The sequence below is a fragment of the Brevibacterium epidermidis NBRC 14811 genome, assembly GCF_001570805.1.
GTDB classification, from domain to species: domain Bacteria; phylum Actinomycetota; class Actinomycetes; order Actinomycetales; family Brevibacteriaceae; genus Brevibacterium; species Brevibacterium epidermidis.
This window is the reverse complement of sequence record NZ_BCSJ01000003.1, coordinates 71,115-94,810: the sequence shown is the minus strand read 5'-3', so window position 1 is coordinate 94,810 and position 23,696 is coordinate 71,115. Positions and strand designations below refer to the sequence as shown.

At 66.4% G+C, this 23,696-nt stretch carries 24 protein-coding genes; 13 read left to right on the top strand and 11 right to left on the bottom strand.

Going from position 1 to position 23,696, the window contains the following annotated elements; translation table 11 throughout:
- Positions 1 to 12: 12 nt before the first annotated feature.
- The gene (locus tag BEP01S_RS02135) at positions 13 to 681 is read left to right on the top strand and encodes a GntR family transcriptional regulator (protein ID WP_039211575.1); all 669 of its coding nucleotides are present in this window, start codon (positions 13 to 15) and stop codon (positions 679 to 681) included.
- A gap of 187 nt (positions 682 to 868) precedes the next feature.
- Here BEP01S_RS02135 and BEP01S_RS02130 read toward each other — a convergent pair whose 3' ends face one another.
- Together BEP01S_RS02130 and BEP01S_RS02125 are read right to left on the bottom strand one after the other, a co-directional pair.
- A complete protein-coding gene (locus tag BEP01S_RS02130; protein WP_062240108.1) occupies positions 869 to 1,852 on the bottom strand; it encodes an Ldh family oxidoreductase in 984 nt (327 codons plus the stop codon).
- A 296-nt stretch (positions 1,853 to 2,148) separates the two neighbouring features.
- On the bottom strand, positions 2,149 to 3,072 hold the full coding sequence (locus BEP01S_RS02125) for an IclR family transcriptional regulator (protein WP_062240105.1): 924 nt from the start codon (positions 3,070 to 3,072) through the stop codon (positions 2,149 to 2,151).
- Between the two features lie 185 nt (positions 3,073 to 3,257).
- Here BEP01S_RS02125 and BEP01S_RS02120 point away from each other — a divergent pair, with 185 nt between their 5' ends.
- A complete protein-coding gene (locus BEP01S_RS02120) occupies positions 3,258 to 4,097 on the top strand; it encodes an ABC transporter ATP-binding protein (protein WP_039211573.1) in 840 nt (279 codons plus the stop codon).
- An 82-nt stretch (positions 4,098 to 4,179) separates the two neighbouring features.
- Complete coding sequence (locus tag BEP01S_RS02115; RefSeq protein ID WP_039211572.1) at positions 4,180 to 4,371, top strand: hypothetical protein; 192 nt, start codon at positions 4,180 to 4,182, stop codon at positions 4,369 to 4,371.
- A gap of 63 nt (positions 4,372 to 4,434) precedes the next feature.
- Here BEP01S_RS02115 and BEP01S_RS02110 read toward each other — a convergent pair whose 3' ends face one another.
- Together BEP01S_RS02110 and BEP01S_RS02105 are read right to left on the bottom strand one after the other, a co-directional pair.
- Positions 4,435 to 5,424 (bottom strand): serine/threonine dehydratase, encoded by a 990-nt coding sequence (locus tag BEP01S_RS02110; RefSeq protein WP_062240102.1) that lies wholly within the window; start codon positions 5,422 to 5,424, stop codon positions 4,435 to 4,437.
- A 146-nt stretch (positions 5,425 to 5,570) separates the two neighbouring features.
- Positions 5,571 to 6,932: an MFS transporter gene (locus BEP01S_RS02105; protein ID WP_062240099.1), complete on the bottom strand. Its 1,362-nt coding sequence runs from the start codon at positions 6,930 to 6,932 to the stop codon at positions 5,571 to 5,573.
- 237 nt (positions 6,933 to 7,169) lie between these two features.
- Here BEP01S_RS02105 and paaZ point away from each other — a divergent pair, with 237 nt between their 5' ends.
- Positions 7,170 to 9,206, top strand: a complete 2,037-nt coding sequence (paaZ, locus tag BEP01S_RS02100; RefSeq protein WP_062240096.1) for a phenylacetic acid degradation bifunctional protein PaaZ — start codon at positions 7,170 to 7,172, stop codon at positions 9,204 to 9,206.
- A 116-nt stretch (positions 9,207 to 9,322) separates the two neighbouring features.
- On the opposite strand, the gene BEP01S_RS02095 is transcribed toward paaZ, so the two are convergent.
- The 4 genes from BEP01S_RS02095 to paaI all read right to left on the bottom strand — a co-directional run bounded on the left by BEP01S_RS02095 (position 9,323) and on the right by paaI (position 12,980).
- The gene (locus tag BEP01S_RS02095; RefSeq protein ID WP_052240134.1) at positions 9,323 to 10,225 is read right to left on the bottom strand and encodes a diacylglycerol/lipid kinase family protein; all 903 of its coding nucleotides are present in this window, start codon (positions 10,223 to 10,225) and stop codon (positions 9,323 to 9,325) included.
- Positions 10,226 to 10,273: 48 nt separating this feature from the next.
- Positions 10,274 to 10,996 (bottom strand): TetR/AcrR family transcriptional regulator, encoded by a 723-nt coding sequence (locus BEP01S_RS02090; RefSeq protein ID WP_083532514.1) that lies wholly within the window; start codon positions 10,994 to 10,996, stop codon positions 10,274 to 10,276.
- An 89-nt stretch (positions 10,997 to 11,085) separates the two neighbouring features.
- Positions 11,086 to 12,381, bottom strand: a complete 1,296-nt coding sequence (gene paaK / locus BEP01S_RS02085; RefSeq protein WP_062240832.1) for a phenylacetate--CoA ligase PaaK — start codon at positions 12,379 to 12,381, stop codon at positions 11,086 to 11,088.
- A 119-nt stretch (positions 12,382 to 12,500) separates the two neighbouring features.
- Positions 12,501 to 12,980 carry a hydroxyphenylacetyl-CoA thioesterase PaaI gene (gene paaI, locus BEP01S_RS02080; protein ID WP_083532455.1) on the bottom strand — a complete coding sequence of 160 codons (480 nt, stop codon included), beginning with the start codon at positions 12,978 to 12,980 and terminating at the stop codon, positions 12,501 to 12,503.
- Between the two features lie 373 nt (positions 12,981 to 13,353).
- Between paaI and paaA the strand changes: the two genes are divergently transcribed.
- The 9 genes from paaA to BEP01S_RS02035 all read left to right on the top strand — a co-directional run bounded on the left by paaA (position 13,354) and on the right by BEP01S_RS02035 (position 21,217).
- Positions 13,354 to 14,340, top strand: coding sequence for a 1,2-phenylacetyl-CoA epoxidase subunit PaaA (gene paaA, locus BEP01S_RS02075; protein WP_174521207.1), 987 nt, complete (start codon positions 13,354 to 13,356; stop codon positions 14,338 to 14,340).
- On the top strand, positions 14,337 to 14,672 hold the full coding sequence (gene paaB / locus BEP01S_RS02070) for a 1,2-phenylacetyl-CoA epoxidase subunit PaaB (protein WP_062240093.1): 336 nt from the start codon (positions 14,337 to 14,339) through the stop codon (positions 14,670 to 14,672). Before paaA ends, paaB begins: the two co-directional genes overlap by 4 nt.
- A 13-nt stretch (positions 14,673 to 14,685) precedes the next feature.
- Positions 14,686 to 15,666: a 1,2-phenylacetyl-CoA epoxidase subunit PaaC gene (paaC, locus tag BEP01S_RS02065; RefSeq protein ID WP_083532454.1), complete on the top strand. Its 981-nt coding sequence runs from the start codon at positions 14,686 to 14,688 to the stop codon at positions 15,664 to 15,666.
- 5 nt (positions 15,667 to 15,671) lie between these two features.
- Positions 15,672 to 16,229 carry a 1,2-phenylacetyl-CoA epoxidase subunit PaaD gene (paaD, locus tag BEP01S_RS02060; RefSeq protein ID WP_083532513.1) on the top strand — a complete coding sequence of 186 codons (558 nt, stop codon included), beginning with the start codon at positions 15,672 to 15,674 and terminating at the stop codon, positions 16,227 to 16,229.
- Positions 16,229 to 17,347 carry a 1,2-phenylacetyl-CoA epoxidase subunit PaaE gene (gene paaE / locus BEP01S_RS02055; RefSeq protein WP_062240090.1) on the top strand — a complete coding sequence of 373 codons (1,119 nt, stop codon included), beginning with the start codon at positions 16,229 to 16,231 and terminating at the stop codon, positions 17,345 to 17,347. Before paaD ends, paaE begins: the two co-directional genes overlap by 1 nt.
- A gap of 139 nt (positions 17,348 to 17,486) precedes the next feature.
- Positions 17,487 to 18,650, top strand: coding sequence for a thiolase family protein (locus tag BEP01S_RS02050; RefSeq protein WP_062240088.1), 1,164 nt, complete (start codon positions 17,487 to 17,489; stop codon positions 18,648 to 18,650).
- Positions 18,647 to 19,552 (top strand): enoyl-CoA hydratase/isomerase family protein, encoded by a 906-nt coding sequence (locus BEP01S_RS02045; RefSeq protein WP_083532453.1) that lies wholly within the window; start codon positions 18,647 to 18,649, stop codon positions 19,550 to 19,552. The genes BEP01S_RS02050 and BEP01S_RS02045 overlap by 4 nt, the downstream gene beginning before the upstream one ends.
- Positions 19,549 to 20,406 (top strand): 3-hydroxyacyl-CoA dehydrogenase family protein, encoded by an 858-nt coding sequence (locus BEP01S_RS02040; RefSeq protein WP_062240086.1) that lies wholly within the window; start codon positions 19,549 to 19,551, stop codon positions 20,404 to 20,406. The genes BEP01S_RS02045 and BEP01S_RS02040 overlap by 4 nt, the downstream gene beginning before the upstream one ends.
- A gap of 34 nt (positions 20,407 to 20,440) precedes the next feature.
- Positions 20,441 to 21,217 carry an enoyl-CoA hydratase/isomerase family protein gene (locus tag BEP01S_RS02035; RefSeq protein ID WP_062240083.1) on the top strand — a complete coding sequence of 259 codons (777 nt, stop codon included), beginning with the start codon at positions 20,441 to 20,443 and terminating at the stop codon, positions 21,215 to 21,217.
- 9 nt (positions 21,218 to 21,226) lie between these two features.
- On the opposite strand, the gene BEP01S_RS02030 is transcribed toward BEP01S_RS02035, so the two are convergent.
- The 3 genes from BEP01S_RS02030 to BEP01S_RS16735 all read right to left on the bottom strand — a co-directional run bounded on the left by BEP01S_RS02030 (position 21,227) and on the right by BEP01S_RS16735 (position 23,687).
- Entirely contained in the window at positions 21,227 to 21,979 is a 753-nt protein-coding gene (locus tag BEP01S_RS02030) for a TVP38/TMEM64 family protein (RefSeq protein WP_064485747.1), read from the bottom strand.
- Between the two features lie 45 nt (positions 21,980 to 22,024).
- Positions 22,025 to 23,365 carry a S1C family serine protease gene (locus BEP01S_RS02025; protein ID WP_062240080.1) on the bottom strand — a complete coding sequence of 447 codons (1,341 nt, stop codon included), beginning with the start codon at positions 23,363 to 23,365 and terminating at the stop codon, positions 22,025 to 22,027.
- A 151-nt stretch (positions 23,366 to 23,516) separates the two neighbouring features.
- A complete protein-coding gene (locus tag BEP01S_RS16735) occupies positions 23,517 to 23,687 on the bottom strand; it encodes a hypothetical protein (protein ID WP_156483776.1) in 171 nt (56 codons plus the stop codon).
- Between the last annotated feature and the right edge of the window lie 9 nt (positions 23,688 to 23,696).

Below are 23,696 nucleotides of genomic sequence, written 5' to 3'. Positions count from 1 at the left end.
AGACTGTCGACTATGAGCGAGACCCAGACCGAGATCGGCCCGCGCATCGGCGACCAAGTGTTCGAAGCGCTGCAGGCGAGCATCCTCTCCGGCGAATATCGCAGTGGAGATCGACTGCGGATCCGCCAGCTCGCGGCGTCCCTGGGTACAAGCGTCATGCCCGTGCGGGAGTCGCTGGCCCGACTCGAGGAGGTCGGGCTCGTCGAGACCAGCCCGCACCGCGGGGCCGTGGTCAAGGAATTCACCGCCGAGGAGCTGCTGCAGATCTATTCGGTGCGTCGCATCCTCGAGGTCGAAGCGACGGTCCAGGGCGCGCAGAAGCTCGATGGGGCGGGCCGGGCGCGGCTCGATGAGGAGTTCGCGGCGATGGAGGCGGCTCTCGACTCCGGCGATGCCTCAGAGTATCTCGACCACGACGAAGAGCTGCTCGCGACGATATATTCCGCCTCGGGCAATCCCGTCCTCGTTGAGACGATCCGGACCCTGTGGCTGCGCTGCCGGGCGTACAAACTCGTCGGTGCCAGGCGGGAGATCTCGGCCGACGCCAAGGCGCCGTTGCTCAAGCACCAGCGCCGACTCATGGATGCCGTCGACGCCGGTGATCCGGGGGCGGCCGCCGAGGTGACCGGGGAGTCTTTCGACGACGCCGTCCGCCGCATCCGTGCCGGTCTAGGGGCCTGAGGGCCGGTCGCTGAGCCCATTCCGGTCGGCCGATTTCTGGGAAGGTGCGACCGCTCTGGCTGTTCCAAATACGTACGCACCGACTGCGCACTCAAGCGTCGGTCGTGCCCACTGACCGTTCGAGTTACCGTCGCTGTACCGAGTTATGCGGTGCGAGGTCGACGGCAACTCGAGCGGTCGGTGAAGCTCAGGCGCGGCTGAGGAGCACCGAGTGGAGTTCCTCCGGCAGCTCGACGACCTCGAGGCTGCGTTTGCGGCCGAAGTCGAAGCCGAACCGTGCGTGCAGACGGTCAAGATGCTCGGCGACCCGCTGCGAATAGCCAGGGTCGAAGGCATCGGCCGCGATCGCGATGACGAACAGTCCCGTGCCCGGGCTCTCCTGACCCGAGTCGAAGGCGGGTGCGTCGACGGAGAAGCGGCCCCCGCCGTGGACGGCGAGGAGTTCGATCATGAGCGCGACATTGCTGCCTTTGACCCCGCCGAACGGCAGCAGGGAACCGGCGAGGGCGGCCCCGGCATCGTTCGTGGCCGCCCCGTCGGGTGCGAGGGCCCATCCGTCGGGGATCGTCTCTCCCCGGTCGGCGGCGTTGCGGACGGTGACCCACGCGGTGGCGCTGGTCGCCTGATCGAACATGCGCGGGCCACCGTTATGGGGAACGGCGAACGAGAACGGGTTCGTTCCGGTCGCCGAGCCCGGTGTGCCGAACAGCGACATCAGCGCCGGTGAGTTGGCCCCGGCAAACGCCACCAGGCCCCGTTCGGCGAGCCGCGTCGTATAGCAGCCGAGCTCTCCGGCGGTGAAGGCGTTGGCGATGTTGAGGACGGAGATGCCGAGCGATTCGGCGGACGAGGCGAAGTCGTCGAAGGCTGCATCGAAGGCGAGCTGCGCGGTGCCGCGGTCGGCGTCGACGTGGTGCGCTGCGGGCAGTTTGTTCGTCACTTTCGGCTGCGCCTGCCCGTTGATGCGGCCGGCCTCAAGGCCGTCGAGGTAATCGAAGAGATGCGCCGTGCCCACTGCGGTCTTGCCCCGTCGCTCGGCCGCTACGGTCGCCTCGGCCAGAGACTGCGCCAGCGCGGGTGACCCACCGGCAGCGGTGATCGCTGCAATGCACAATTCACGCAGTTCGGGAATCGTCAGGGACACGGTCGTGGCATCAGGAGTCTCCGGCATGCCCTCACGCTACCGGAGTTCGCGCAGTGCGCTGGAGCCGGACCCGGGGTGAGTACGAAGCGCCCCCAGGCTGCCGCGGCAACACCTGGGGGTCGTCAGCTCTGGGGCCAGCCAGTCACGTGGTGACTCGGGAACCGGGAGCCCGACGTTGCTAGTGGTCAGGCTACCAGGAGGTCAGACCCCGTGCGCATGTAAGCAGATCGGCGCTTCCTGCGGGTGGATCCGTCTCGATCCAATAGCGGATTTCGAGGTGGATCCGCCCGCAGGAGTCATGCGCGAGGGGAACAAAGGCCGCCTCAGAGGTCGCCGGAGTCAGGGGTGAGGTCGGTCTGCGAACTCAGCGCCTCGGCGATGGCCTTCGCCTCCCGGCGCAGCAGAGCGACGAGACGTTCGACCCGGGAACCGGTGACACGGTCGGCGATCGAGGCGATCGACAGGGCCGCACGCGGCCGCGATCCGCGGATGCGCAGCGGAACCGCCACTGCCCACGACCCCTTGGCGAAGAGCCCGGGATTGTGGACGAATCCGTCGATGCGGGCCTGATCGATGATGTCACGCAGATGCGGAACGGAGACCTTCGGATACCTCTCGGCGAGGATCTCGGCGTTGGCCTCGAACTGGGCGTCCGCCTCGGCGGGGGAGAGCTCGGAGAGGATCGCCAGCGATCCGGCGCCGATGCCCAATGGGTGACGGTCGCCCACGGACAGGGCGTTGTTGAAGATCTCACCGAAGCCCTCCTCGCGGCGGGCGCAGATCGAATAGCTGCCCGTGCGCAGGGTGAGGAAGACGGTGTCCTGGCTGAGCTCGGCCAAGCGCATCAGGCTCGACTCCGACTCCGTGACCAGCGGATCCACCGATTTCTGAGCCAGTTGACCGAGGATCTGCGACTGCACGCCGAGGCGGTACCCGCCCTCCTCGAGGCGTTCGACGTATCCCATGGCGATGAGCGCCTGGAGCATGCGGTGGACGCTGGCTTTCGGGCGGCCGCTGATCGAGGCGAGCTCGGACAGGCTCGCGCCTTCGCGCCGCTCCCCGGCGATGAGGCCGACGAGGTTGAGCAGCGTCAGCGCGCGTTGGATGCTCTGAGCGCCGGTGCCCGGTTCGAGGCTGTCGACGGCGTGGGCGACATTGAACGAAGCGGACCGGCGCAGGAGCCGACCGCGCATCTTGATGCGATACTCCTCGCGGAGGTCCTCATTCGAATCGGCGGCGTTGTGCATGACTCCATTATGGCCCGTTGCCGTCGTCGCCTGCGGGGTGCCACCGTGACCCAGGATGTGGAACTCGGTATCGATCGGCGAGGACCGCCTCGGCGACATCCGCGCCTAGACTCGGATTCGCCCTGCCCGAAGGCGGGGCGCATGGATCAACTGGACCGTGCGGGTCCGCGAGAGGTGAGTGAGGCGTGGCCAAGACCGTCCTCGATATCGCTGATGTGACATTCCGGCGTGGGCAGACGCAGATACTCCACGGCATCGATCTGCTTGTCAGTGCCGGCGAGCACTGGGTGCTCATCGGTCCGAACGGGGCGGGGAAGTCCACGCTGCTGAGCTTCGCCTCGGCGCAGGTGTTCCCGACCTCGGGCACCGTGGATATCCTCGGATCACGCATGGGTCGGGTCGAGCTCGCCGCGCTGCGCCGCCTCATCGGTCACGTCAATCCACGTCATCCGCTGCGGTCGAACCTCACCGTCCGCGAGGTCGTCCTCACCGGGCTGACCGGCACCGTCGAACGTCCCATGCGGTGGGAGCCCGCGCCTGAGGATGTCGTGAAGGCCGATGCCCAGATCGCCGAGGTGGGACTGACGTCCCGCGCCGACGCCGGGTGGAAGGTGCTGTCACAGGGGGAGCGCGGGCGTGCGCTCGTCGCCCGGTCGCTCATCGCCGAACCACAGCTGCTGCTCTTCGACGAGCCGACCACCGGACTCGACGTGGCCGCACGCGAACAGCTGCTCGAGACCATCGACGCCCTGTCTCTGCGCTCGCCGGAGCTGTCGACGCTGCTGGTCACCCATCATCTCGAGGAGATTCCCGAGACGACCACTCACGCCGCGCTCATCTCCGACGGGCGACTGACCGCCGCCGGTCCCATCGCCGAGGTGCTCACCTCCGAGCAGGTCTCTGCCGCCTTCGACCATCCGATCGAGGTGGGCTTCGCCGACCGCCGCTGGTCGGCCCGCGCAGTTCGGTCCGGTGCGGCACCTCGGACGACCGGTGCAGGGCGGACCGCTGCCGCGCTCGGCTGACGAACCGCGTCCGTGCTGAGGATCGGCTGGGACGATCACCGCGCGCATTGCACGGCTGTGCACTCGGGCCTAGGCTTGAGGCATGAAGATGAGTACCGTGTGGAGCATCATCGGCGCGATCATCGCCATCATCATCGCGTGGTGGGTGGTCAACGTCGCGTTCTCCATTGCTTGGTTCCTCGTTAAAGCCATCATCACCGTCGTCGTGGCGCTCGCGATCTTCGGCCTCATCAAGGCCTCGCTGAAGTCCAAGGACCGCGACCGAACGCGCTGACGTCCAACGTTCGACTATGCTGACTTCCGGCGCTCGATTCGCCGAGGTGGCCGTCCCCGTGATTCAGAGATCGCTGAGGCTCGTGTTCGTCCCGCAGAGGACGACGCAGACCTTCTCTTTTTCGGCCGGAACATAACCGCCCGGCGACTTCCCGTCGCTGGCAGTCTTCCCTCTGCCACCACCGCTGACTCCCGCCAACGCCGTGGCCGCCGCATGCTCGACCGCCAGCCGGTGTTCGTCCCACAGTCGCTGTCGTGCTTCGATGATGGCGTCGTCGCTGACCAGCACCGAGGTGACCAGATCTGATCGTGCCGCCTCCAGCGCCAGCGAAGTGGCACGACGGGCTCCGAGCGAATCCGCTGCCACCGAATCGACCGTGACATCGACCGGTTCGCCCGCTTCGATCGCTGCACTCAGCGCTCGGCAGTTCTCCGGCTCAACCGCGACAGTGCGCACTCCGTGATGAGTCGCGGCCGTCGCGACGCCGGCGAACAGACCGCCGCCTCCGACCGAGACGACGACCGTGTCGAGATCGGGCACCTGCTCGAGGATCTCGGTCATCAAGGTGCCCGCGCCGGCGGCGATGAGCGGATGGTCGTAGGCGTGCGAGGCCAGCGCACCGGAGGACTCGACGAATTCCTGGCAGGCGGCGGCCGCCTCGGCGAATTCGGAACCGACCAACTCCACTCGCGCACCATACGATCGCAGCCGTTCGACCTTCACGCTCGGCGCGGTGGTCGGCAGGAACACGGTCGCCGGTACACCGGCGGCACGTGCCGCCCATGCGCAGGCGAGTCCGGCGTTGCCGCCCGATGCGATCGTCACTCCCGCCTCGGGGAAGGTGCCTTCGGCAAGGTGAGCCTGGATGAAGTTCTGCGCACCGCGGGCCTTGAACGTGCCGGTGTGCTGCATGAACTCGAGGGCGAAGACTATTCCGTCGTTCCCCTGCTGGGTGACCGTGACCGGACGGACCTGCCCGGCGATCCGGGCCGCCGCGGCTTCGATGTCGGGATACGCGAGGGAAGTCGGGTTCGTGTGGTCTGGCAGGGTCATCTCATCAGCCTATGCGAGAGCTGCTGAGTGGGTGCGCCGCCTCGGTGGATTGTTGGGTCGATCCACGGCGTTTCAGGCGGAGGACTCACCGTGGATCGACCAGGAAATCGAGGTGCAGGTGACGAACTGGGGGGTTCGCTGCAGCCTCAGTGGTGCTTGGTCAGGCCGAGGTCGACGCCCTTCGTTTCCTTGACGAGGCTGACGCCGATGAGCGAGATGATGCACACGATGATCATGTAGATCGCGATTGAGATCGATGAGCCGGTCTCGGCGAGCAGGGTTTCGGCGATGGTCGGGGCGAAGGCGCCGCCGAGGATCGCACCGAGCGCGTAGCCGATCGAGACTCCCGAGTAGCGGACCTCGACGGGGAACATCTCCGCGTACATCGCTGACATCGGGCCGTAGGACAGGCCCATGCCGACGGTGAGGACGAAGATGCCGATTCCGTACATCCAGATGTTCGCCATATCGATCATGAGGAACGTCGGGATGAGCCACACGATGAGCAGGACGTACCCGATCTGGAAGGTCCGCACGCGTCCGAGCTTGTCCGAGAGCGCACCGCCCCACATCGTGAACACCAGCCAGCCGAAGCTTGCGAGCGTCGTCGCCAGCAGCACGGGTGCCCGGTCGAGGCCGACGGATCCGCCCTCGTCGAGGGGGCGGGAGGCGTAGGCGGCGAAGAACGCGATGATCATGTAGCCCACGGCGTTGTTGCCGATGAAGATGAGCGCGGAGAGGATGACTTCCTTCGTGTTCTTCTTGAACAGGATGCCCAGCGGGGCCGAGGACTCGGCCTTGCGTTCGGCGAGCTCGGCGAAGACCGGGGACTCCTCGACCTGGCGGCGGATGTAATAGCCGACGATCACTAGGACGACGGAGAAGAGGAACGGAATCCGCCAGCCGAAGCTCGCGAACTGTTCGGGGGTGAGCAGGGTGGTGAGCACCCAGATGACGCCGGTGGCCAGGATCATGCCGACCGGCACGCCGATCTGCGGGTAGGCGCCGAAGATGCCGCGCTTGGAGATCGGAGCATGCTCGACCGACAGCAGTGCCGCCCCGCCCCATTCGCCGCCGGCGGAGAAGCCCTGCAGGATCCGCAGCAGGGTGAGCAGGATGGGTGCGCCGATGCCGATCATCGCGTAGTTCGGCAGCAGACCGATGAGCGAGGTCGCGGCCCCCATGAGGATGAGCGTGAGCACGAGCATCTTCTTGCGCCCGATCCGATCGCCGAGGTGGCCGGCGATGATTGCGCCCAACGGTCGGAAGAGGAACGAAATGCCCAGAGACGCCCACGCCATGATCTGTCCGAGGGCCGGATTGTCAGAGGCCAGCGGGCCGAAGTACTGAGCGGAGAGGACGAGGCCGGCGGCCTGTGCGTAGATGAAGAAGTCGTACCACTCGATGGTGGTGCCGACGAGGGTGCCGGCGAGGACCTTGCGTTCCTCGCGGGTGATCGACTGGGGCGCGGGCGGCTGGCCTGCGGTGGGACCGGATGTGGTGGACATGAGAGGATCTTTCGTTGCGGGCGTCATTGCCGGTGCTTCACTGACTTGGGTGACTGTTTGGTCAGTAATTGACTTCGATCATAAAGCAGAGAGTGAACGGTGTCACATGTCATTCGTTCGCTCATCGGCCCATGACAATTACCGACCGATTGGTTAGTATATTGGTAGGAATCGGCAGCGGTGCCGAATGCGGCCGCCGTGGACCGGGAGACGTCGTTTCACCAGGGAGAGCAAAGCATGACCGAAATCCTCAGTTCCTATGTGGCCGGATCCTGGCACACGCCCGGAGCGACCGAGTCCGCCCGACCCGTCCGCGACGCCGGCACCGGGGAACTCCTCCACTCGGTGAGCTCGGCCGGAATCGACTTCACCGCCGTCGCCGACCATGCTCGGACCACCGGAATCGCCGAGCTCCAAAAGCTCACCTTCCACCAGCGCGGTGTGATCCTCAAGAAGCTCGCGACCTACCTCATGGAGCGCACGAAGGACTACCACGAGATCTCCTTCACCACGGGCACCACTAAGCGCGACGCCTTCGTTGACATCGAAGGCGGAATCGGCACCCTCTTCACCTACTCCGGCATCGCCCGCCGCCAGATGCCGAACTCGACCGTCCACCTCGACGGCGGAGTCGAGCGCCTGTCGAAGAACGGCACCTTCGTCGGTCGCCACATCCTCACCTCCCGGCAGGGACTCGCGCTGCAGATCAACGCCTTCAACTTCCCCGTCTGGGGCATGCTCGAGAAGTTCGGACCGATGTTCGTCGCCGGCGTCCCTGTCGTCGTCAAACCCGCCACCGACACCGCCCACCTGACCCGCGCGGTCGTCAACGACATGATCGAATCCGGTCTGCTCCCCGACGGCGCGATCCAGCTGGTCAACGGTGACGTCACCCCGCTCTTCGACCACCTCGCCGAACAGGACGCGATTGCGTTCACCGGTTCCGCGAACACCGCCCGCAAGCTGGCGGGACTCGACTGCGTGACCCAACGCGGCACCCGCTTCTTCGCCGAGGCGGACTCGCTGAACTTCTCCCTGCTCGGTCCCGATGCCGCCCCCGGCACCGAGGAATTCGACCTCTTCGTCTCCGGCGTCGTCGCCGAGATGACCATCAAGGCCGGACAGAAGTGCACCGCGATCCGCCGCACCTTCGTCCCCGAGGCCCACGCCGAGGCGGTCGGCGAAGCCATCATCGCGAAGCTCGCCACCCAGGGTGTGGGCGACCCGCGCGAGAAGTCCACCCGCTTGGGGCCTGTCGTCTCCGACAAGCAGCGCACCGACGTCCTCGACGCGGTCGACCAGATCATCGCCGGGGGAGCGCACCTGCTGACCGGCGGGCGTGAGGAATCAGACAAGCTCGCTGCCGAGCACGGCGGTGCCTATGTGGCGGCCACCGTCCTCCAGGCCGATGACGCGTGGTCCGATGCTGTCCACGACATCGAGGCGTTCGGGCCCGTGACCTCGATCATCACCTATTCCGACACCGAGGATGCCGTCCGCCTGGCCGCTCGCGGCCGCGGTTCCCTGGTCGGCTCCGTCGTCACCCACGATGCCGAGTTCGCCACCGAGTTCGTCCGCAAGATCGCCCCGTGGCACGGCCGCGTGCTCGTCCTCGACCGTGACGATGCCGAAGAGTCGACCGGTCACGGTTCGCCGCTGCCCAACCTCATCCACGGCGGCCCGGGTCGGGCCGGCGGCGGCGAGGAGATGGGCGGACTGCGCGGTATCACACACTTCATGCAGCGCACCGCGATCCAGGCCTCCCCGGACATGCTCACCGCGATCGGCGGGGAATGGGTCAACGGTTCGCAGCGCCACCTCGGCGATCATCCGTTCACGAAGTCGCTGAAGGATCTGCGCCTCGGTGACACCCTCGACTCAGAATGGCGGGAAGTCACGCTCGACGATATCGAGCACTTCGCGAACTTCACCGGCGACACCTTCTACGCGCACATGAACGAGGAAGCGGCCGCCGCGAACCCGTTCTTCCCGGGGCGCGTGGCGCACGGCTACCTCATCGTGTCCTTCGCTGCCGGACTCTTCGTCCAGCCGGACCCGGGCCCGGTGCTCGCGAACTACGGACTCGAGGGCCTCAACTTCATCACGCCCGTCTCCCCAGGTGACAAGCTCAAGGTCACGCTCACCGCGAAGCGTATCACCCCGCGTGAGACCGACGAATACGGTGAGGTCCGCTGGGACGCACAGGTCGTCAACCAGAACGAGGAGCCCGTCGCGAACTACGACGTGCTCACTCTCGTGGCCAAGGAATACTGAGGCTCAGGCGGCCCGAAAGCCCTACTGGCAGCACTGGCCGTCACGAGGAACGCCCCGCGCCGAGGATGCAGATCCTCGACGCGGGGCCCTGTCGTTCAGTCGGCGGACATAGTCGTTCAGGAGGTTCGCGGAACGCGGACCTTGAGTGCTGAGGGTCGGATCTTCACGGTGGCAGGGGTCTGCGCGATTGCGTCGCCGTCGACGATGATCTCGATCGGGGCGGCCCCTTCCGGGACGTCGATCTCCACCTCCCGAGCGTGGGTGAAGTGGATATGAGGGTGCCGGTGATGACGGCCGAAACTGTACTCCACGACTTCGACGGCGAGCTTGGGCAGGAACCCCTCCTGGAGCAGGACCACGTCGATGAGCCCGTCGTCGAGGGCCGCCTCGGGGGAGAGCCTGAGCCCGCCGCCGTAGCGCCCGGAATTCGCGAACCCCGCAGTGAGCCCACGAAATGAAAAGCGCTGGCCGTCGATGGTCAGCTCCAGCTCGATGCGTTTGGGCGGCAGCAGCGCGCGGACGACCCCGTAGAGGTAGACCCAGCGGCCGCGGATGAGCCTCGCCGCATTCGCTTGGTGTTGGACGGTCGAGTCGAGGCCGAGACAGACATTGCCGAGACACACCTTCCCGTCGAGGTCGAGCACATCGATGGTCCGGTCACGGCCGTCGGCCATGATGGCCGCGGCTGCCTCGATGTCCTTCGGGATGCCGAGTTTGCCGATGAGATCGTTGCCGCGTCCACCGGCGATGACACCCAACGCGGTGTCCGTGTCGACGAGCCCGGCTGCGACCGAACGCGCCATCCCGTCACCGCCGAGGGAGACGACGAGATCCGAACCCTGTGCGGCGAAGTCAGCAGCGAGCTGCTTGGCGTGGTCCGCGCTCGTGCTCCTGACGAACCTTGCCTCGAGTCCATGTTCGGCGAACGCCGTCGTCAGGGGGTCGATACGTCTGAGCACGGCGCCTTTGCGTGCACTCGGATTGAGGATGATCGGAACCGTCGAGTCGGCAGCGTTCATGGAATTCTTCCCGGGACGTCGCTGTCCAGATTGATGGGGTGAAGGCCCTCAGGCCTCCAGCCCCTGGAAGGCCATCGTCGTGACCGCCTCGGCGATGGTCTCGGGATCGACGGGATAGCTGGGCCGGTACCACTCGGTGATCGAGTTGACCATGCCGAAGAGCAGGCGCGTGATGAGCCCGGGGGTGAAGTCCGAGCGCAGACCGCCCTCGGCGATGGCTGCCTCGACGAGGGCGCGGACCTTCGCATCGATATTGCGGCGTGCCTCGAGGGCTTCGCGCTCCAAGGGCGAGTTTCCGCGCACGCGCAGCAGAAGCGTCACCGAATGGCGATACTCGATGAGGATGACCACGCTGGCACGTACGGCCAGCCGCAGCCGTTCGAGCGCGTTGACGTTCTCACGCAGACTCTCGGTCTCCACAGCGGAATCGAGGGCGCGGACCCCGCGGCTGATCGCCAGATGCAGCAGCTCTTCCTTCGACGTCACATGGTGATAGATCGCGGACTTCGTGATGCCGAGCTCGCGGGCAACCGTGTCCATTGACGTGCCGTCGTAGCCGCGGGAGACGAAGACTTCCGTGGCCTTGTTGATGAGGGTCTCCCGGTCGTATCCGGGACGGCCACGGCGGGAGCGCTTGGGGGCGCTCGCCTCGGCGGGGGTGGCCGACGATGTCGACGCGGCAGTCGATGACTGCGCGTCCGCCTCGGCGGCCGAGTTCGCAGTCGTCGCCGTATCCGGCGAAGTCTGCGCAGGTGAGGGGGATTCAGGCATGCGCACCAGTCTATCCAGCTGCGCGGCAGCACGCCGCGTTCCCGGTCACAGAGCGGCCGCTGCGCATGCCCGAATCCAGAGTGCTCATCTCAGCGCACGCCTTCACGGCGGTCGATGATGCGCTTCATCTTGCCGACCGAGCGCGGCAGGTCGCCGGGCATCTTGATATCGATGGTGCAGGAGACGCCGAGGCGCTCCTTGATGCGGGCGGCCACGAGCTTGTCGAGGCCGTCGAGCTCGACGGCGCCGACGCCTTCGCGGGCCTCGACCTCGACGCTCATCTCGTCCATCCGTCCCGGGCGGGTGAGGACGAGCTGGAAGTGCGGGCTCAGTGGCGCGAACTCGAAGAGCACGGTCTCGACGTTCGCGGGGTAGACGTTGACGCCGCGGATGATCATGAGGTCGTCGGAGCGGCCAGTGATGCGCGAGATGCGGCGGAAGTTCGGGCGAGCGGTGCCCGGCAGCAGCGTCGCGAGATCGTGCGTGCGGTAGCGGATGATCGGCAGCGCTTCCTTCGTCAGCGAGGTGAAGACAAGTTCGCCTTCTTCGCCGTCGGGCAGTGCCTCGCCGGTGAAGGGATCGACGATCTCCGGGTAGAAGTGATCCTCCCAGATCGTCGGGCCGTCCTTCGTCTCCGCGGATTCGCAGGCCACGCCCGGTCCCATGACCTCGGAGAGGCCGTAGATGTCGACGGCGTTGATGTTGAAGGAGCTCTCGATCTCCTTACGCATCTCGTCCGTCCACGGCTCCGCACCGCAGATCGCGGTCTTCAGGCTCGTCTTCGTCGGATCGACGCCCTGCTTGTGGAATTCGTCGAGGATCGTGAGCAGATAGGTCGGGGTGGCCGTGATGATGTCCGGCTTGAAGTCCTGGATCAGCTGCACCTGCCGCGGGGTCTGACCACCGGAGATCGGCACGACGGTGAAGCCGTGACGCTCGGCGCCGTGGACGCCCAGACCGCCGGTGAACAGGCCGTATCCGTAGGCATTGTGCATCATCTGCCCGCGTTTGCCGCCGGCACCGAGGATGGACCGGGCAATGAGGCTGCCCCACCGATCGAGATCGCCGAGGGTGTAGCCGACGACCGTCGGCAGACCGGTCGTGCCCGAGGAGGCGTGGATGCGCGCGACCTGATCCTGGGGGACAGCGAACATCCCGAACGGATAGTTGTCGCGCAGGTCCTGCTTGGTCGTGAACGGCAGCTTCGCGATGTCATCGAGGCTCGTGATGTCCGCCGGGGTGACGCCGAGTTCGTCGAAGGCCTTCCGGTAGAAGGGCACCTTCTCGTACACCGACGTCACCGTCGTCTTGAGGTTCTTCAGCTGGTCGGCGCGCAGCTCGTCCAGGCTCATCCGTTCGCCGGCGTCGAGGTCGGTCTCAGTCATCATCGTCTCCTTGCGAATCTCTTCTGTGCTTCAGATCTGTGATCCGCCGAGGCGGCCCGCCGTGGATCGGCGACCTGTCCTCGACGGGTGGTTGGGTGGGGTCTGCCTGCAGGCATCTCTCACTTGCGGGCCGGCAGGGTGCGGGAGCGTCCGCGGTAGGTGGCGATGATGTCATCGCCGCGGGTGACCGTGACGTCGTAGATGCCCGAGCGTCCCTGCTTGACGATCTCGTGGCCGCGGGCGACGAGCTCGTCTCCGAGGTACGTGGGCTTGAGGAAGTCGATGTCCCCTCCCGATGCGACCGTGATCGAGCCGGGATAGTTGCAGGCCATCGCGAAGGTGGTGTCGGCGAAGAGGAAGACGTAGCCGCCGTGGGTGATGTCGTGGCCGTTGGTCATGATCTCGGTGACCGTCATCGAGCACTGCGCCCAACCGGGTCCGTGGTCATCGACGGTGATGCCCAGATGCTGCGAAGCGCGGTCATTGGCGAACATCGCGGCCGCGCCGGTGAGCTCCTCGATGGGGGCTGTCTCGGTGGGGGAGGTGTCGTTCGGGGTCTCCGACTCTGCGGTCGTCGTATCGTGGGCGGGTTCTCCCATAGTCGGCTCCTCCTCGAGTCGCGGTTTCGGGCGCTGAAGCACAGGAGGTGCCGGCGCCATTGCGCTTGGACGACGGTGAAAGATCCCCCGCGATCCCGGACGGGCAGCCCGCCGGAGAATAAACGACCATCTGGTCAATAAATATCGTTCCGATCGTCGCCGGTGTCAAGTTCTTCCGCGGAATTCGTTGGAAGAAGGGTGTGGCATTGCACCTCGGCGAGGGGTGTGCGACACTGATATCAACAATACAGAACAAATGGTCAGTAAATGGATGTTGCGGCCCGAAGGTTCTACGATGGTCGGACCGATTCGAGGTCGGCACTCGCTGACCGCGGCAGGTCCTGACAAGGGCACATCCAAGGGTGGAGTGGTCATGACAACTCAGATGAACGACAACCGCTTCGATGAGGCGCAGCTGCAGGAGCAGTTCGACGCCACGATCGAGGCCAAGGATCGGATCGAACCCCGGGACTGGATGCCCGAGGCCTACCGCAAGACGCTCATCCGCCAGGTCGCGCAGCACGCGCACTCGGAGATCATCGGCATGCAGCCCGAAGGCAACTGGATCTCCCGCGCGCCCTCTCTGCGACGCAAGGCGATTCTGCTGGCGAAGGTCCAGGACGAAGCCGGACACGGCCTCTACCTCTACTCGGCCGCCGAAACTCTGGGCACCACGCGCAACGAGCTCACCGAGAAGCTCGTCGCCGGCAAGCAGAAGTACTCCTCGATCTTCAACTACCCGACCCTGTCCTACACCGACGTCGGAACGATCGGCTGGCTCGTCGACGGTGCGGCCATCTGCAACCAGGTGCCGCTGTGCCGGACCTCCTTCGGTCCCTACGGCCGCGCGATGATCCGCATCTGCAAGGAAGAGTCCTTCCACCAGCGTCAGGGCTACGAACTGCTGATGACGATGATGCGCGGCACCGAGACCCAGCGCGAGATGGTCCAGGAATCGGTCAACCGCTTCTGGTGGCCGGCGCTGATGATGTTCGGACCTCCCGATGACAACTCACCGAACACCGAGCAGTCGATGGCGTGGGGCATCAAGACCCACACGAACGACGAGCTGCGTCAGAAATTCGTCGACATGTCCGTCCCGCAGGCCGAAGCACTCGGCGTGACGTTCCCCGACGAGAACCTCAAGTGGAACGAAGAGCGCGGACACTACGACTTCTCCACCCCGAACTGGGACGAGTTCTGGTCCGTCGTCAAGGGTGACGGACCCTGCAACACACAGCGCCTGGCCCACCGCAAGCGCGCCTGGGACGAAGGGGCATGGGTGCGCGAAGCAGCGCTCGCCTTCGCCGAGAACCAGGCCGCCGTTGAACCCACCACCGCCGAGGAGGCAGCGAAATGACCGAGACCAACCCAGGCGCCGCCTCGGCGAAGGACAATTCCGGCTCGACTCGCGGCGAATGGCCGCTGTATGAGGTCTTCGTGCGCGGCAAGCGCGGACTCAACCACGTCCACGTCGGATCCCTGCATGCCGCCGATGACCAGATGGCCGTCCACCACGCCCGCGACGTCTACACCCGACGCAACGAAGGCGTGAGCATCTGGGTCGTCCGCGCCTCCGACATCACGGCCTCGAGCCCGGACGAGAAGGACCCGATGTTCGCCCCCAGCGGCGACAAGGTCTACCGTCACCCCACCTTCTACGACATCCCCGCCGATGTCCCCCATATGTGAGAAGGGGCGAACAATGACTGCGAACAACGAACCCACCGTCCACGTCGAACACGACGAGGCCGGCACGAACGTCGATCACGATACGCACGACAACGCGTACTCCGGACTGCTCGTCAATGACGCGAACTGGGCCTTCGGCACGGACTTCGAAGACCCCCTGGCCGGTGTCGACACGACCGTTCCCGACGGTGTCGATGCCAAGGACCTCGGCGCATACTGCCTGATGCTCGGCGATGACGCGCTCGTCTTCAGCCAGCGCATCTCCGAATGGTGCTCGAATGCCCCGGACCTCGAAGAGGACATCGCGCTGGCGAACATCGCTCTCGACCTCCTTGGTCAGGCGCGTCTCCTGCTCGCCCGCTCCGCAGCCGCCGATCCGGAGCTCGTGCCCGATCTTCCAGAGGGCTCGCCGGTGCCCGATGAGGACCGGCTCGCGTTCTTCCGCAACGACCTGGGCTTCCGCAACGTCCGCCTGGCCGAGGTGCCCAACGGCGACTTCGCCGAGGCGGTCGCGAAGATCCTCATCTATTCCACCTGGCGCCTGTCGATCTTCGAACGACTCGTCGACAGCCGCGACACCGTGCTCGCGGCCATCGCAGCCAAGGGCGTCAAGGAGATGTCCTACCACCGCGACTTCGCCGGACGCTGGGTCGTCACCCTGGCCCGCGGCACCGAAGAGTCGAAGTCCCGCCTGGTCACGGCGCTGAACGGCCTGTGGCCGCTGTGGTCCGAACTCTTCGAGACCCACTCGGTCGAAGCCTCCGTGGCCGAGGCCGGAATCGGTGTCGACCCCGCGACGGTCGCCGACGAAGCCTCCGTGATCCTCGACCAGGTGTTCGCCGCAGCCGGAATCGACCGCCCCGAACGCGGCGGTCTGGCCGGAGTCGGTGTCCACGGCGGCAAGGGCCGCGACGGACTCCACACCGAAGCCCTGTCGAAGCTGCTCGCCGAGATGCAGGTCGTCGCCCGGGAGCATCCGGAGGGGCAGTGGTGACCGCCATGCTCGAGACTTTCCCGACCGACACCCGCACCGGCACCCGCCCAGCAGATATCACCGACGCCGAGGCGATCGACCGTGCCTGGGCCGCCGCCGAACGCGTGACCGACCCCGAGATGCCGATGCTCACCCTCCTCGACCTCGGTGTGCTGCGCGACGTCGCGATCGAGAACGGACACGTCGTCACCGTCATCACCCCGACCTATTCGGGCTGCCCTGCGATGGCGACGATGCGCGATGACCTGCAGCGTGAACTCCTCCTCGCCGGATTCCCCGACGCCGAGGTGCGCGTGTCCCTGACACCTGCCTGGACGAGCGACTGGATCACCGAACGCGGGAAGAAGGCACTCAAGGACGCCGGAATCTCCCCACCCGGAGCCGCACCGCGCAACTCCGGCCCGGTGGCGCTGACGCTCATGCCCACCCGCCGCGCCGTAACCTGCGTGCTGTGCGGATCCGACGACGTCCGGCTGTCCTCCGAGTTCGGCGCGACCGCGTGCAAGGCCATGTACCAGTGCAACGTCTGCCTCGAACCGTTCGACCATGTGAAGGAGATCTGATGACCGATCTGATCGATCAGACCGCCGAGGCGGCCCCCGCCACCGAGCCCGCCGACGGACGCTCCCGGTCGGCCTTCTACCCGCTGACCGTGAAGTCCGTGGACCACCTCACCGAGGATTCGGCCGCCGTGACCTTCGACGTGCCGAGCGAATACACCGAACTCTTCGACTTCGCGGCCGGACAGTCCCTGACTCTGCGCCGCATCATCGACGGCCAGGAGCACCGTCGCACCTATTCGATCTGCGCCCCGGCCGGAACCGCTCCGCGCATCGGTGTGCGCGAAGTCCCCGAGGGGCTCTTCTCCCTGTGGCTGGTCAACGAGGTGAAAGCCGGCGACACGATCGAGGTGCAGCCGCCCTCGGGCAGCTTCCGCGCCGACGCCGCAGCCGGTGGCAGACACCTGTGCATCGCCGCGGGGTCGGGAATCACCCCGATGCTCTCCATCGCATCGACCGTGCTGTCGAACCCCGAAGCCTCGGTGACTCTGCTCTACGGCAACCGGCATACGAACACTGTGATGTTCGCCGAGGAGCTCGCCGACCTCAAGGACGCCCGCAACCAGCAGCTCGACCTCGTTCACGTGCTCTCCCGCGAACCCCGCGATGTCGAGCTCTTCTCCGGTCGCCTCGACGAGGAGAAGCTGCGGGACCTGTTCTCTGCGATCGTCCCGATCGGCAGCATGGACCATGTGTGGCTGTGCGGTCCCTTCGGCATGCTTGAAGACGCACGCAAGGTGCTCGCCGACTTCGACGTGCCCAAGGAGCGGATCCACTTCGAGCTCTTCTACGTCGACGAACCGCCACCGGAAGTCGTCCACGCGGACAAGGTCGTCGAAGGTGCGACCAGCGATGTCACCGTCATCCTCGACGGCAAACGCTCCACCTCGGCGATGTCGCAGGGCAAGACCATCCTCGATTCCGCGCAGGAATCCCGGTCCGATCTGCCGTTCGCCTGCAAGGGCGGCGTCTGCGGCACCTGCCGTGCAAAGATCTGCGGCGGCGAGGTCAACATGGTCCGCAACTACGCTCTCGAGGACGCGGAGGTCGAGGCGAACTTCGTCCTCACCTGCCAGACGTTCCCCGTCAGCGACGAAGTCGTCGTCGACTTCGACTCCTGAGCCTGTCCGCCGAGAGCTGTTCCCTATCGGGGCGCTCCGGCACGGAGTCTTCCGGCCGGTCACCGACGAACCGTACACTGGCCGGGACTCCGACCCAACTACGCGGGCGTGAGCCCACTTCACTTCACCGAGGAGACCCATGACCGAAGCATTCATTCTCGACGGACTGCGCACACCCATCGGCCGCTACGGAGGTGTCCTGGCTGATCAGCGGCCCGATGACCTCGTGGCCACAACGCTGAAGACCGTCGTCGAACGCTCCGGCATCGACGCCTCGGACATCGACGAAGTCATCCTCGGATCGGCCAACCAGGCCGGCGAGGACAACCGCAACATCGCCCGCATGGCCGTGCTGCTCGCGGGCCTGCCCGAATCCGTGCCCGGGTTCACCGTCAACCGCCTGTGCGCCTCGGGAATGACCGCGATCACGACGGCACGCGCGATGATCGCCGCCGGAGACGCCGATGTGGTCGTGGCCGGCGGAGTCGAATCGATGACCCGCGCCCCCTGGGTGAGCGAAAAGCCCTCGCGCGCCTGGTCGAAGCCGGGCCGGACCTGGGACACCTCCATCGGCTGGCGTTTCACGAACCCCGCCTTCAGTGAGGACACGACCCTGTCCATGCCGCAGACGGCCGAACGCGTCGCCGAGAAGTGGCAGCTGAGCCGTGAGGCCCTCGACGAATTCGCCTATCAGTCGCATCAGAAGGCGCTCGCCGCGCAGAAGGCGGGCAGCTTCGACCCGGAGATCCTGCCCATCGGCGAAGTCGCCGCAGATGAGGGTCCGCGCGATTCGACGTTGGAGAAGCTCGGCAAGCTGCGCCCCATCCACGGACCCGGCGGAGTCATCACCGCAGGAAACTCCTCGTCGCTCAACGACGGTGCCGCAGTCGTCGTGCTCGTGTCCGAGGACTATGCGAACAAGCACGGGCTCAGCCCGCGTGCCCGCGTCGTCGCCGGTGCCAATGCCGGTGTGTCACCGGAGATCATGGGCGTCGGACCCATTCCCGCAACCCGCAAGGTGCTCGAGCGCACCGGCTGGGGCGTCGGCGAACTCGACGCCGTCGAACTCAACGAAGCCTTCGCCTCCCAGTCACTGGCCTGCATGGGCGAACTCGGACTCGACCCGGAGACCGTCAACACCTTCGGCGGAGCCATCGCGCTGGGCCACCCGCTCGGTTGCTCGGGCACCCGCATCACCCTGACTCTGCTCAACCGTCTGGAACAGGCCGATGCGAAGAAGGGACTGGCGACCATGTGCGTGGGCGTCGGTCAGGGATCGGCGCTGCTGCTGGAGCGCGTATGAGCGCCGGCGCCGGAGACGGCGGTGGTGCAGCCGGGATGAGCGATACTGCCTCCCCGCTGCTCATCGAACGCCTGCCGGACCGGACGATCATCCGGCTCAACCGGCCCGAGGTCCGCAACGCCATCGATCAGACGATGGTTGATGCCCTCCATTCCGTGTGCGCCGAACTCGAGGCCGAACCGAAGGTCGCGATCCTCACCGGCACCTCCGGAGTCTTCGCTGCCGGGGCCGATATCTCGCAGCTGCGAAACCGGCGCCGCGATGATGCCCTGGCCGGGATCAACTCGAAGATCTTCTCCCGCATCCAGGAACTGCCGATGCCCGTCATCGCCCTCGTCGAGGGATATGCGCTGGGCGGCGGAGCCGAACTCGCCTTCGCCGCGGACTTCCGCATCGGCACCCCATCGACGAAGATCGGCAACCCGGAGACCGGCCTGGGCATCCTCGCCGCGGCCGGTGCCGCCTGGCGTCTGCGCGAGCTCGTCGGGGAACCCCGCGCCAAGGAGATCCTGCTGGCCGGCCGGACCCTGCAGGCCGATGAGGCCAAGGCGATTGGTCTGCTCAATGACGTCGTCGACCCCGAGGACCTCGAACTGGCCGGTCAGGCGTTGGCCGATCGGATTGCGAGCTTCGCACCCCTGGCCGTGCGGTTGAGCAAGTCGGCGTTCCACGCACCGCGTGAAGCGCATCCGCTCATCGACAATGTGGCTCAGGCCGTGCTGTTCGAAACCGAAGAGAAGTTCGCCCGCATGGACGCTTTCCTGTCCAAACGCGAAGCGAAGAAGGCGAAGAAGGCCGCCGAACAGGAAGCGGCCGAGCGTGCACGCGCCGAAGCCGTGGCCACCGAAGCGATCGACCAACAGCAAGAGACGCGCACCCGAGGAGAAGGCGACAACGCATGAGCGACACCACGAGAAGCACCCCGAACAGCGCCCGCGTTCCCGACGTCGTCGGCGTGTACGGGGGCGGACGGATGGGTGCCGGAATCGCCCATGCCTTCGCCACCGCCGGCGCCCGCGTCATCGTCATCGAGAACACCGATGAGACCGTGGCATCCGCCAGGGAGCGCATCGACGCGTCGATCGAGAAGTCGCAGTCCAAGAGCATCGAGGTGCCCGGAACCGTCGTCGTCGACCGTGACCCCACCCTGCTCGACGAGGCCCTCCTCGTCGTCGAAGCCGTGCCGGAGATCGTCGAACTCAAGCAGGAGGTGCTCGCGACCATCGCGAAGCATGCTCCGGCAGCCTCCATCGGCACGAACACCTCGGCACTGTCGATCGACGAACTCGCTGCGGCTCTGCCGCGACCGCAGGCGCTCATCGGACTGCATTTCTTCAACCCGGTGCCTGTGTCCGAACTCGTCGAGGTCGTCGTTGGCACCCACACCGATCCCAAGCTCGTCGACGTTGCCAAGGAATGGGTGACGGGACTGGGGAAGACGGCCATCACGGTGAAGGACTCACCAGGATTCGCGTCCTCCCGCCTCGGCGTGGCTCTCGCTCTCGAAGCAATGCGGATGGTCGAGGACGGCGTCGCCAGCGCCGAGGACATCGACCGTGCCATGACCCTGGGCTACCGCCACCCGGCCGGCCCGCTGAAGACGACGGACATCGTCGGCCTCGACGTGCGCCTCGGCATCGCCGAGCACCTCGCCGCCGAGATCGGCGAGCGGTTCGCACCCCCGCAGATACTCAAGGACAAGGTCGCCGCGGGTGAACTCGGCCGCAAGACCGGGCAGGGTTTCTACACCTGGTGACACCGCCACTGCAAGGACACGCAAAGGAGCATCTATGACCGAGATCCAGCTGAAGAACCGCGGCCCGATCGCCGAGATCATCCTCGACGGACCCGAGTCGCGCAACGCCCTCGACGCGGACAACCTCCGCGATATCGCCGCCGCCGTGGCCAAGGTCGCCGAGGCGGTCCCCAACGTGCGCGTGCTCCTCATCCGTGGGGAGGGCAAGGTCTTCTGCTCCGGTCGCGATATTGCGAACGTCGACGTCGAGACCGATGACGCGCATGCGTTCCTCGCCGATATCTTCGCTCCCGTGTTCCAGGCTATCCGGGCGCTGCCGATCCCGGTGATTGCGCAGATCCAGGGGGCCGCGCTTGGGCTCGGGTACGGGGTCGCCGCGGCCGCGGACATCATCTTCGCCGCCGATGATGCGAAGTTCGGGTCCCCGTTCGCCGCGATCGGCGCGATGCTCGATTCGGGCGCCCACCACGTGTTCCTGGACCGGGTCGGCTATCACCGGACGATGGACCTCATCGTCACCGGTGATTTCCTGACCGGCGCCGAGGCGGCCGCCACGGGGATCGTCTCCCGTGCGGTCCCAGCTGCGGAACTGTCCGACTTCGTCGAATCGAAGCTCGAGAAGATCGTCACCGGGCCGGCCGAGGCCTTCGCAATGGAGAAGGGCTTCGTGCAGAAGCTCGCCGACGAACAGCCGAACCTCGCCGAGGTACTCGCCCAAGAGGCGGCCCTGCAGGAATCGGCGCGTCATACCCCGGACTATGCCGAAGGGTTCAGAGCATTCCAGGAGCGCCGCAAGCCGAACTTCGGCTGAGCCTCTCGTTCAGTCGTCGTCGGGGACTTCGGTCGTCCCGTTCTTCGAGCTCTCCGAATCGCGTGCGGACTTCCACCGCCGCATCGTGATGATCGTGAGCGCGATGACCAGGGCCCAGGAGATGCCCACGGCGATGCCGTTGAGGACGTTCGGCTCACCGATGAAGGCGCCGACGGCCACGAGTGAGAGCTGGCCCGGCAGGGACGAGATGACAGTGGCGCTGAGGAAAGTGCGGTTGTCGATTCCCAGTGCTCCGCTGCCGTAGTTGACCGGCCAGTACGGGAACCCGGGCATGAGGCGCAGGGCGCACACCGCGTAGAAGCCGCCGTCGGTGAGTTTGGATTCGATCGTCTCGGCATGGGATCCGAGCAGTCGCAGGACCGTGTCCCGGCCGAGTGCTCGGGCGATCCAGTAGCCGATCCAGCAGCCCCCGACGACTCCGACCATCGACAGGATGGTGCCGAACGGCAGTCCGTAGATGAGTCCTCCGGCCGTGGCCATGATCGTTACGGGGATCGGGGTGGCGGCGACGCCCATGTAGATGAGGACGAAGACGGCGAAGCCCCAGAACCCGGCGGCCGCGATATCGGCCTGCAGCACGTCGACCGAGGGCAGGCGGACATTGAAGACCGCCCACACTCCGGCCAACAGGGCGAGAGCGAGGGCGATATTGCGCAGGATCGTCGGCCAGTCGAGGCGCCCCCGGTTCTGCCGGGTGCGGGGCGACCACTCCGCGGGCGAGGCGTCTTCGTGTCCGGACATGGCCCGATCTTACGTCTCGCCCGGGGTGGTTGGGCAATCTCCCCGTCAGGCTGCAGGGCCTTCGGTGAGAGTCACCTCGGCGGTGTGGGACTGACCGTCGGCGTCCGTCCAACTCATCGACACCGTGTCACCAGGCTTGTGCTCGGCGATGGCGGAGGAGAGAGCCGTGCCGTCGGTGATCTGCGTCGAGCCGATCTGTGTGATCGTGTCTCCGGCGGTCAGTCCCGCCTCGGCGGCGGGGGTGTCCTCATAGACACCGGCGACGACCGCACCCGCGGTCTGCGACGTTGAGCCGGACTGGCCTGACTGTCCCGACTGGCTGTTCGAGTTGCCGTCTCCCAGCTGGATCGACTGGCTGCCCTGGCCCGACTGGGTCGACTGCGAGTCCTGTTGGACGCCGATGCCGAGGAACGCCGGATAGCCGATCGTGTTCGTGCTCGTCTGCTGTCCGTCGATGATCGATTCGGCGGTCGTCAGCGCCGTCTCGATGGGGATGGCAAAGCCGGTGACGACGGGGGCGCCGGAGGAGGCGGCCGTGTTCATGCCCACGACTTCGCCTTGGTCATCGAGCAGTGCGCCGCCCGAATCGCCGGAGACGATATCGGCCTGGACCTCGATCATGTCTCCCAGAGTCTCCGAATCCTCGGTTCCCTGAGCAGTTGTGGTGACGGACGCGCCGAGGTCGGTGACCGTGCCGTCGGCGGCCTGCAGCTGTCCCTGTCCCTCGGAATTGCCGACGGCAGTGACATCGTCTCCGACGTCGACGGAGTCCTCATCGATGGTGGCCGGCTGCAGGTTCGAAGCGTCCTTGAGTCGGAGCACTGCAACGTCCTTCGTCGAATCGGAGCCGACGACGGAGGCCTCGTAGGTCTTGCCGGTCGTGGCCACGGTGACGGCGATCTTCGTCGAATCGGCGATGACGTGGTTGTTGGTCAGCACCAGTCCGTCCTTGCTCAGAACGATGCCGGTGCCGGCCGCCTCGGCGTTCTCATAGCCGAGTTCGGTGTCGATGAGGACGACTCCCGTGGATTCCTCAGCACTGGCTGGGGAGGCCTCCTGCTGACTCGAGCCGTTGGAACCCTGGCCGGTGTTCGGCGACTGCGAGTTCCCGCCGGGTGTGGTGCCGTTGCCCGGAGTGGTGCCGGTGGAACCGCCATTGCCCTGGCCGAGACCGGACGACTGCCCGCCGCCCTGTCCGGGGTCAGTGGCCTGTCCAGGGTTGGCAGGCTGCCCAGTGAAAGGAACGGCGGATTGGGTGGCTGCAACCGTGGCGGTGTGGGACGCCGCGGCGGCTGGCAGTCCCGCGGCCGTGCCGACGGTCAGGGCCAGTGCGGCTGCGGCGGCAGTGACCGCCGCAGCCAGACGACGTCGGGGGTTGGTGCTCATGGGCTGTGCCTTTCTCTGCTGTTTCGGAGTGCGTGATGACTCCTATTCAGCACCTGGACGCTGTGGCCAGGCTGTGGCGCAGCTGGAGCGAGGCTTCGACTTCGTCGGTCGTCAGCTGAGACGGCCGGTGGGGGCCGCCTCGGCGAGGGTGTCAGCCGGTGAAGATCGCGACGGCTTTGACCACGGTCAGGGACAGGCCCCAGAGGAGGCCGCCGACCACGACGACGGTCAGCGTCGAGCCGATGGCCTTGTAGGCGCCGCCGACGGGGGACTGCGGTGAACCGGAGTCGGGGACGTGGGCGATGTGGGTGGAATCGTTCATGATCGGACC

What these genes read in the sequence shown, in the direction of transcription:
- BEP01S_RS02090 (WP_083532514.1), bottom strand. Translation starts at nt 10,996, where the DNA reads ATGCCTGAATCCCCCTCACCTGCGCAGACTTCGCCGGATACGGCGACG.
- BEP01S_RS02115 (WP_039211572.1), top strand. Translation starts at nt 4,180, where the DNA reads ATGAAGATGAGTACCGTGTGGAGCATCATCGGCGCGATCATCGCCATC.
- BEP01S_RS02130 (WP_062240108.1), bottom strand. Translation starts at nt 1,852, where the DNA reads ATGCCGGAGACTCCTGATGCCACGACCGTGTCCCTGACGATTCCCGAA.
- BEP01S_RS02125 (WP_062240105.1), bottom strand. Translation starts at nt 3,072, where the DNA reads ATGCACAACGCCGCCGATTCGAATGAGGACCTCCGCGAGGAGTATCGC.
- paaI (WP_083532455.1), bottom strand. Translation starts at nt 12,980, where the DNA reads ATGGGAGAACCCGCCCACGATACGACGACCGCAGAGTCGGAGACCCCG.
- BEP01S_RS02095 (WP_052240134.1), bottom strand. Translation starts at nt 10,225, where the DNA reads ATGAACGCTGCCGACTCGACGGTTCCGATCATCCTCAATCCGAGTGCA.
- BEP01S_RS16735 (WP_156483776.1), bottom strand. Translation starts at nt 23,687, where the DNA reads ATGAACGATTCCACCCACATCGCCCACGTCCCCGACTCCGGTTCACCG.
- BEP01S_RS02110 (WP_062240102.1), bottom strand. Translation starts at nt 5,424, where the DNA reads ATGACCCTGCCAGACCACACGAACCCGACTTCCCTCGCGTATCCCGAC.
- paaK (WP_062240832.1), bottom strand. Translation starts at nt 12,381, where the DNA reads ATGACTGAGACCGACCTCGACGCCGGCGAACGGATGAGCCTGGACGAG.
- paaA (WP_174521207.1), top strand. Translation starts at nt 13,354, where the DNA reads ATGACAACTCAGATGAACGACAACCGCTTCGATGAGGCGCAGCTGCAG.
- BEP01S_RS02030 (WP_064485747.1), bottom strand. Translation starts at nt 21,979, where the DNA reads ATGTCCGGACACGAAGACGCCTCGCCCGCGGAGTGGTCGCCCCGCACC.
- BEP01S_RS02025 (WP_062240080.1), bottom strand. Translation starts at nt 23,365, where the DNA reads ATGAGCACCAACCCCCGACGTCGTCTGGCTGCGGCGGTCACTGCCGCC.
- BEP01S_RS02045 (WP_083532453.1), top strand. Translation starts at nt 18,647, where the DNA reads ATGAGCGCCGGCGCCGGAGACGGCGGTGGTGCAGCCGGGATGAGCGAT.
- BEP01S_RS02135 (WP_039211575.1), top strand. Translation starts at nt 13, where the DNA reads ATGAGCGAGACCCAGACCGAGATCGGCCCGCGCATCGGCGACCAAGTG.
- BEP01S_RS02105 (WP_062240099.1), bottom strand. Translation starts at nt 6,932, where the DNA reads ATGTCCACCACATCCGGTCCCACCGCAGGCCAGCCGCCCGCGCCCCAG.
- paaE (WP_062240090.1), top strand. Translation starts at nt 16,229, where the DNA reads ATGACCGATCTGATCGATCAGACCGCCGAGGCGGCCCCCGCCACCGAG.
- paaC (WP_083532454.1), top strand. Translation starts at nt 14,686, where the DNA reads ATGACTGCGAACAACGAACCCACCGTCCACGTCGAACACGACGAGGCC.
- paaB (WP_062240093.1), top strand. Translation starts at nt 14,337, where the DNA reads ATGACCGAGACCAACCCAGGCGCCGCCTCGGCGAAGGACAATTCCGGC.
- BEP01S_RS02050 (WP_062240088.1), top strand. Translation starts at nt 17,487, where the DNA reads ATGACCGAAGCATTCATTCTCGACGGACTGCGCACACCCATCGGCCGC.
- BEP01S_RS02035 (WP_062240083.1), top strand. Translation starts at nt 20,441, where the DNA reads ATGACCGAGATCCAGCTGAAGAACCGCGGCCCGATCGCCGAGATCATC.
- paaZ (WP_062240096.1), top strand. Translation starts at nt 7,170, where the DNA reads ATGACCGAAATCCTCAGTTCCTATGTGGCCGGATCCTGGCACACGCCC.
- BEP01S_RS02040 (WP_062240086.1), top strand. Translation starts at nt 19,549, where the DNA reads ATGAGCGACACCACGAGAAGCACCCCGAACAGCGCCCGCGTTCCCGAC.
- paaD (WP_083532513.1), top strand. Translation starts at nt 15,672, where the DNA reads ATGCTCGAGACTTTCCCGACCGACACCCGCACCGGCACCCGCCCAGCA.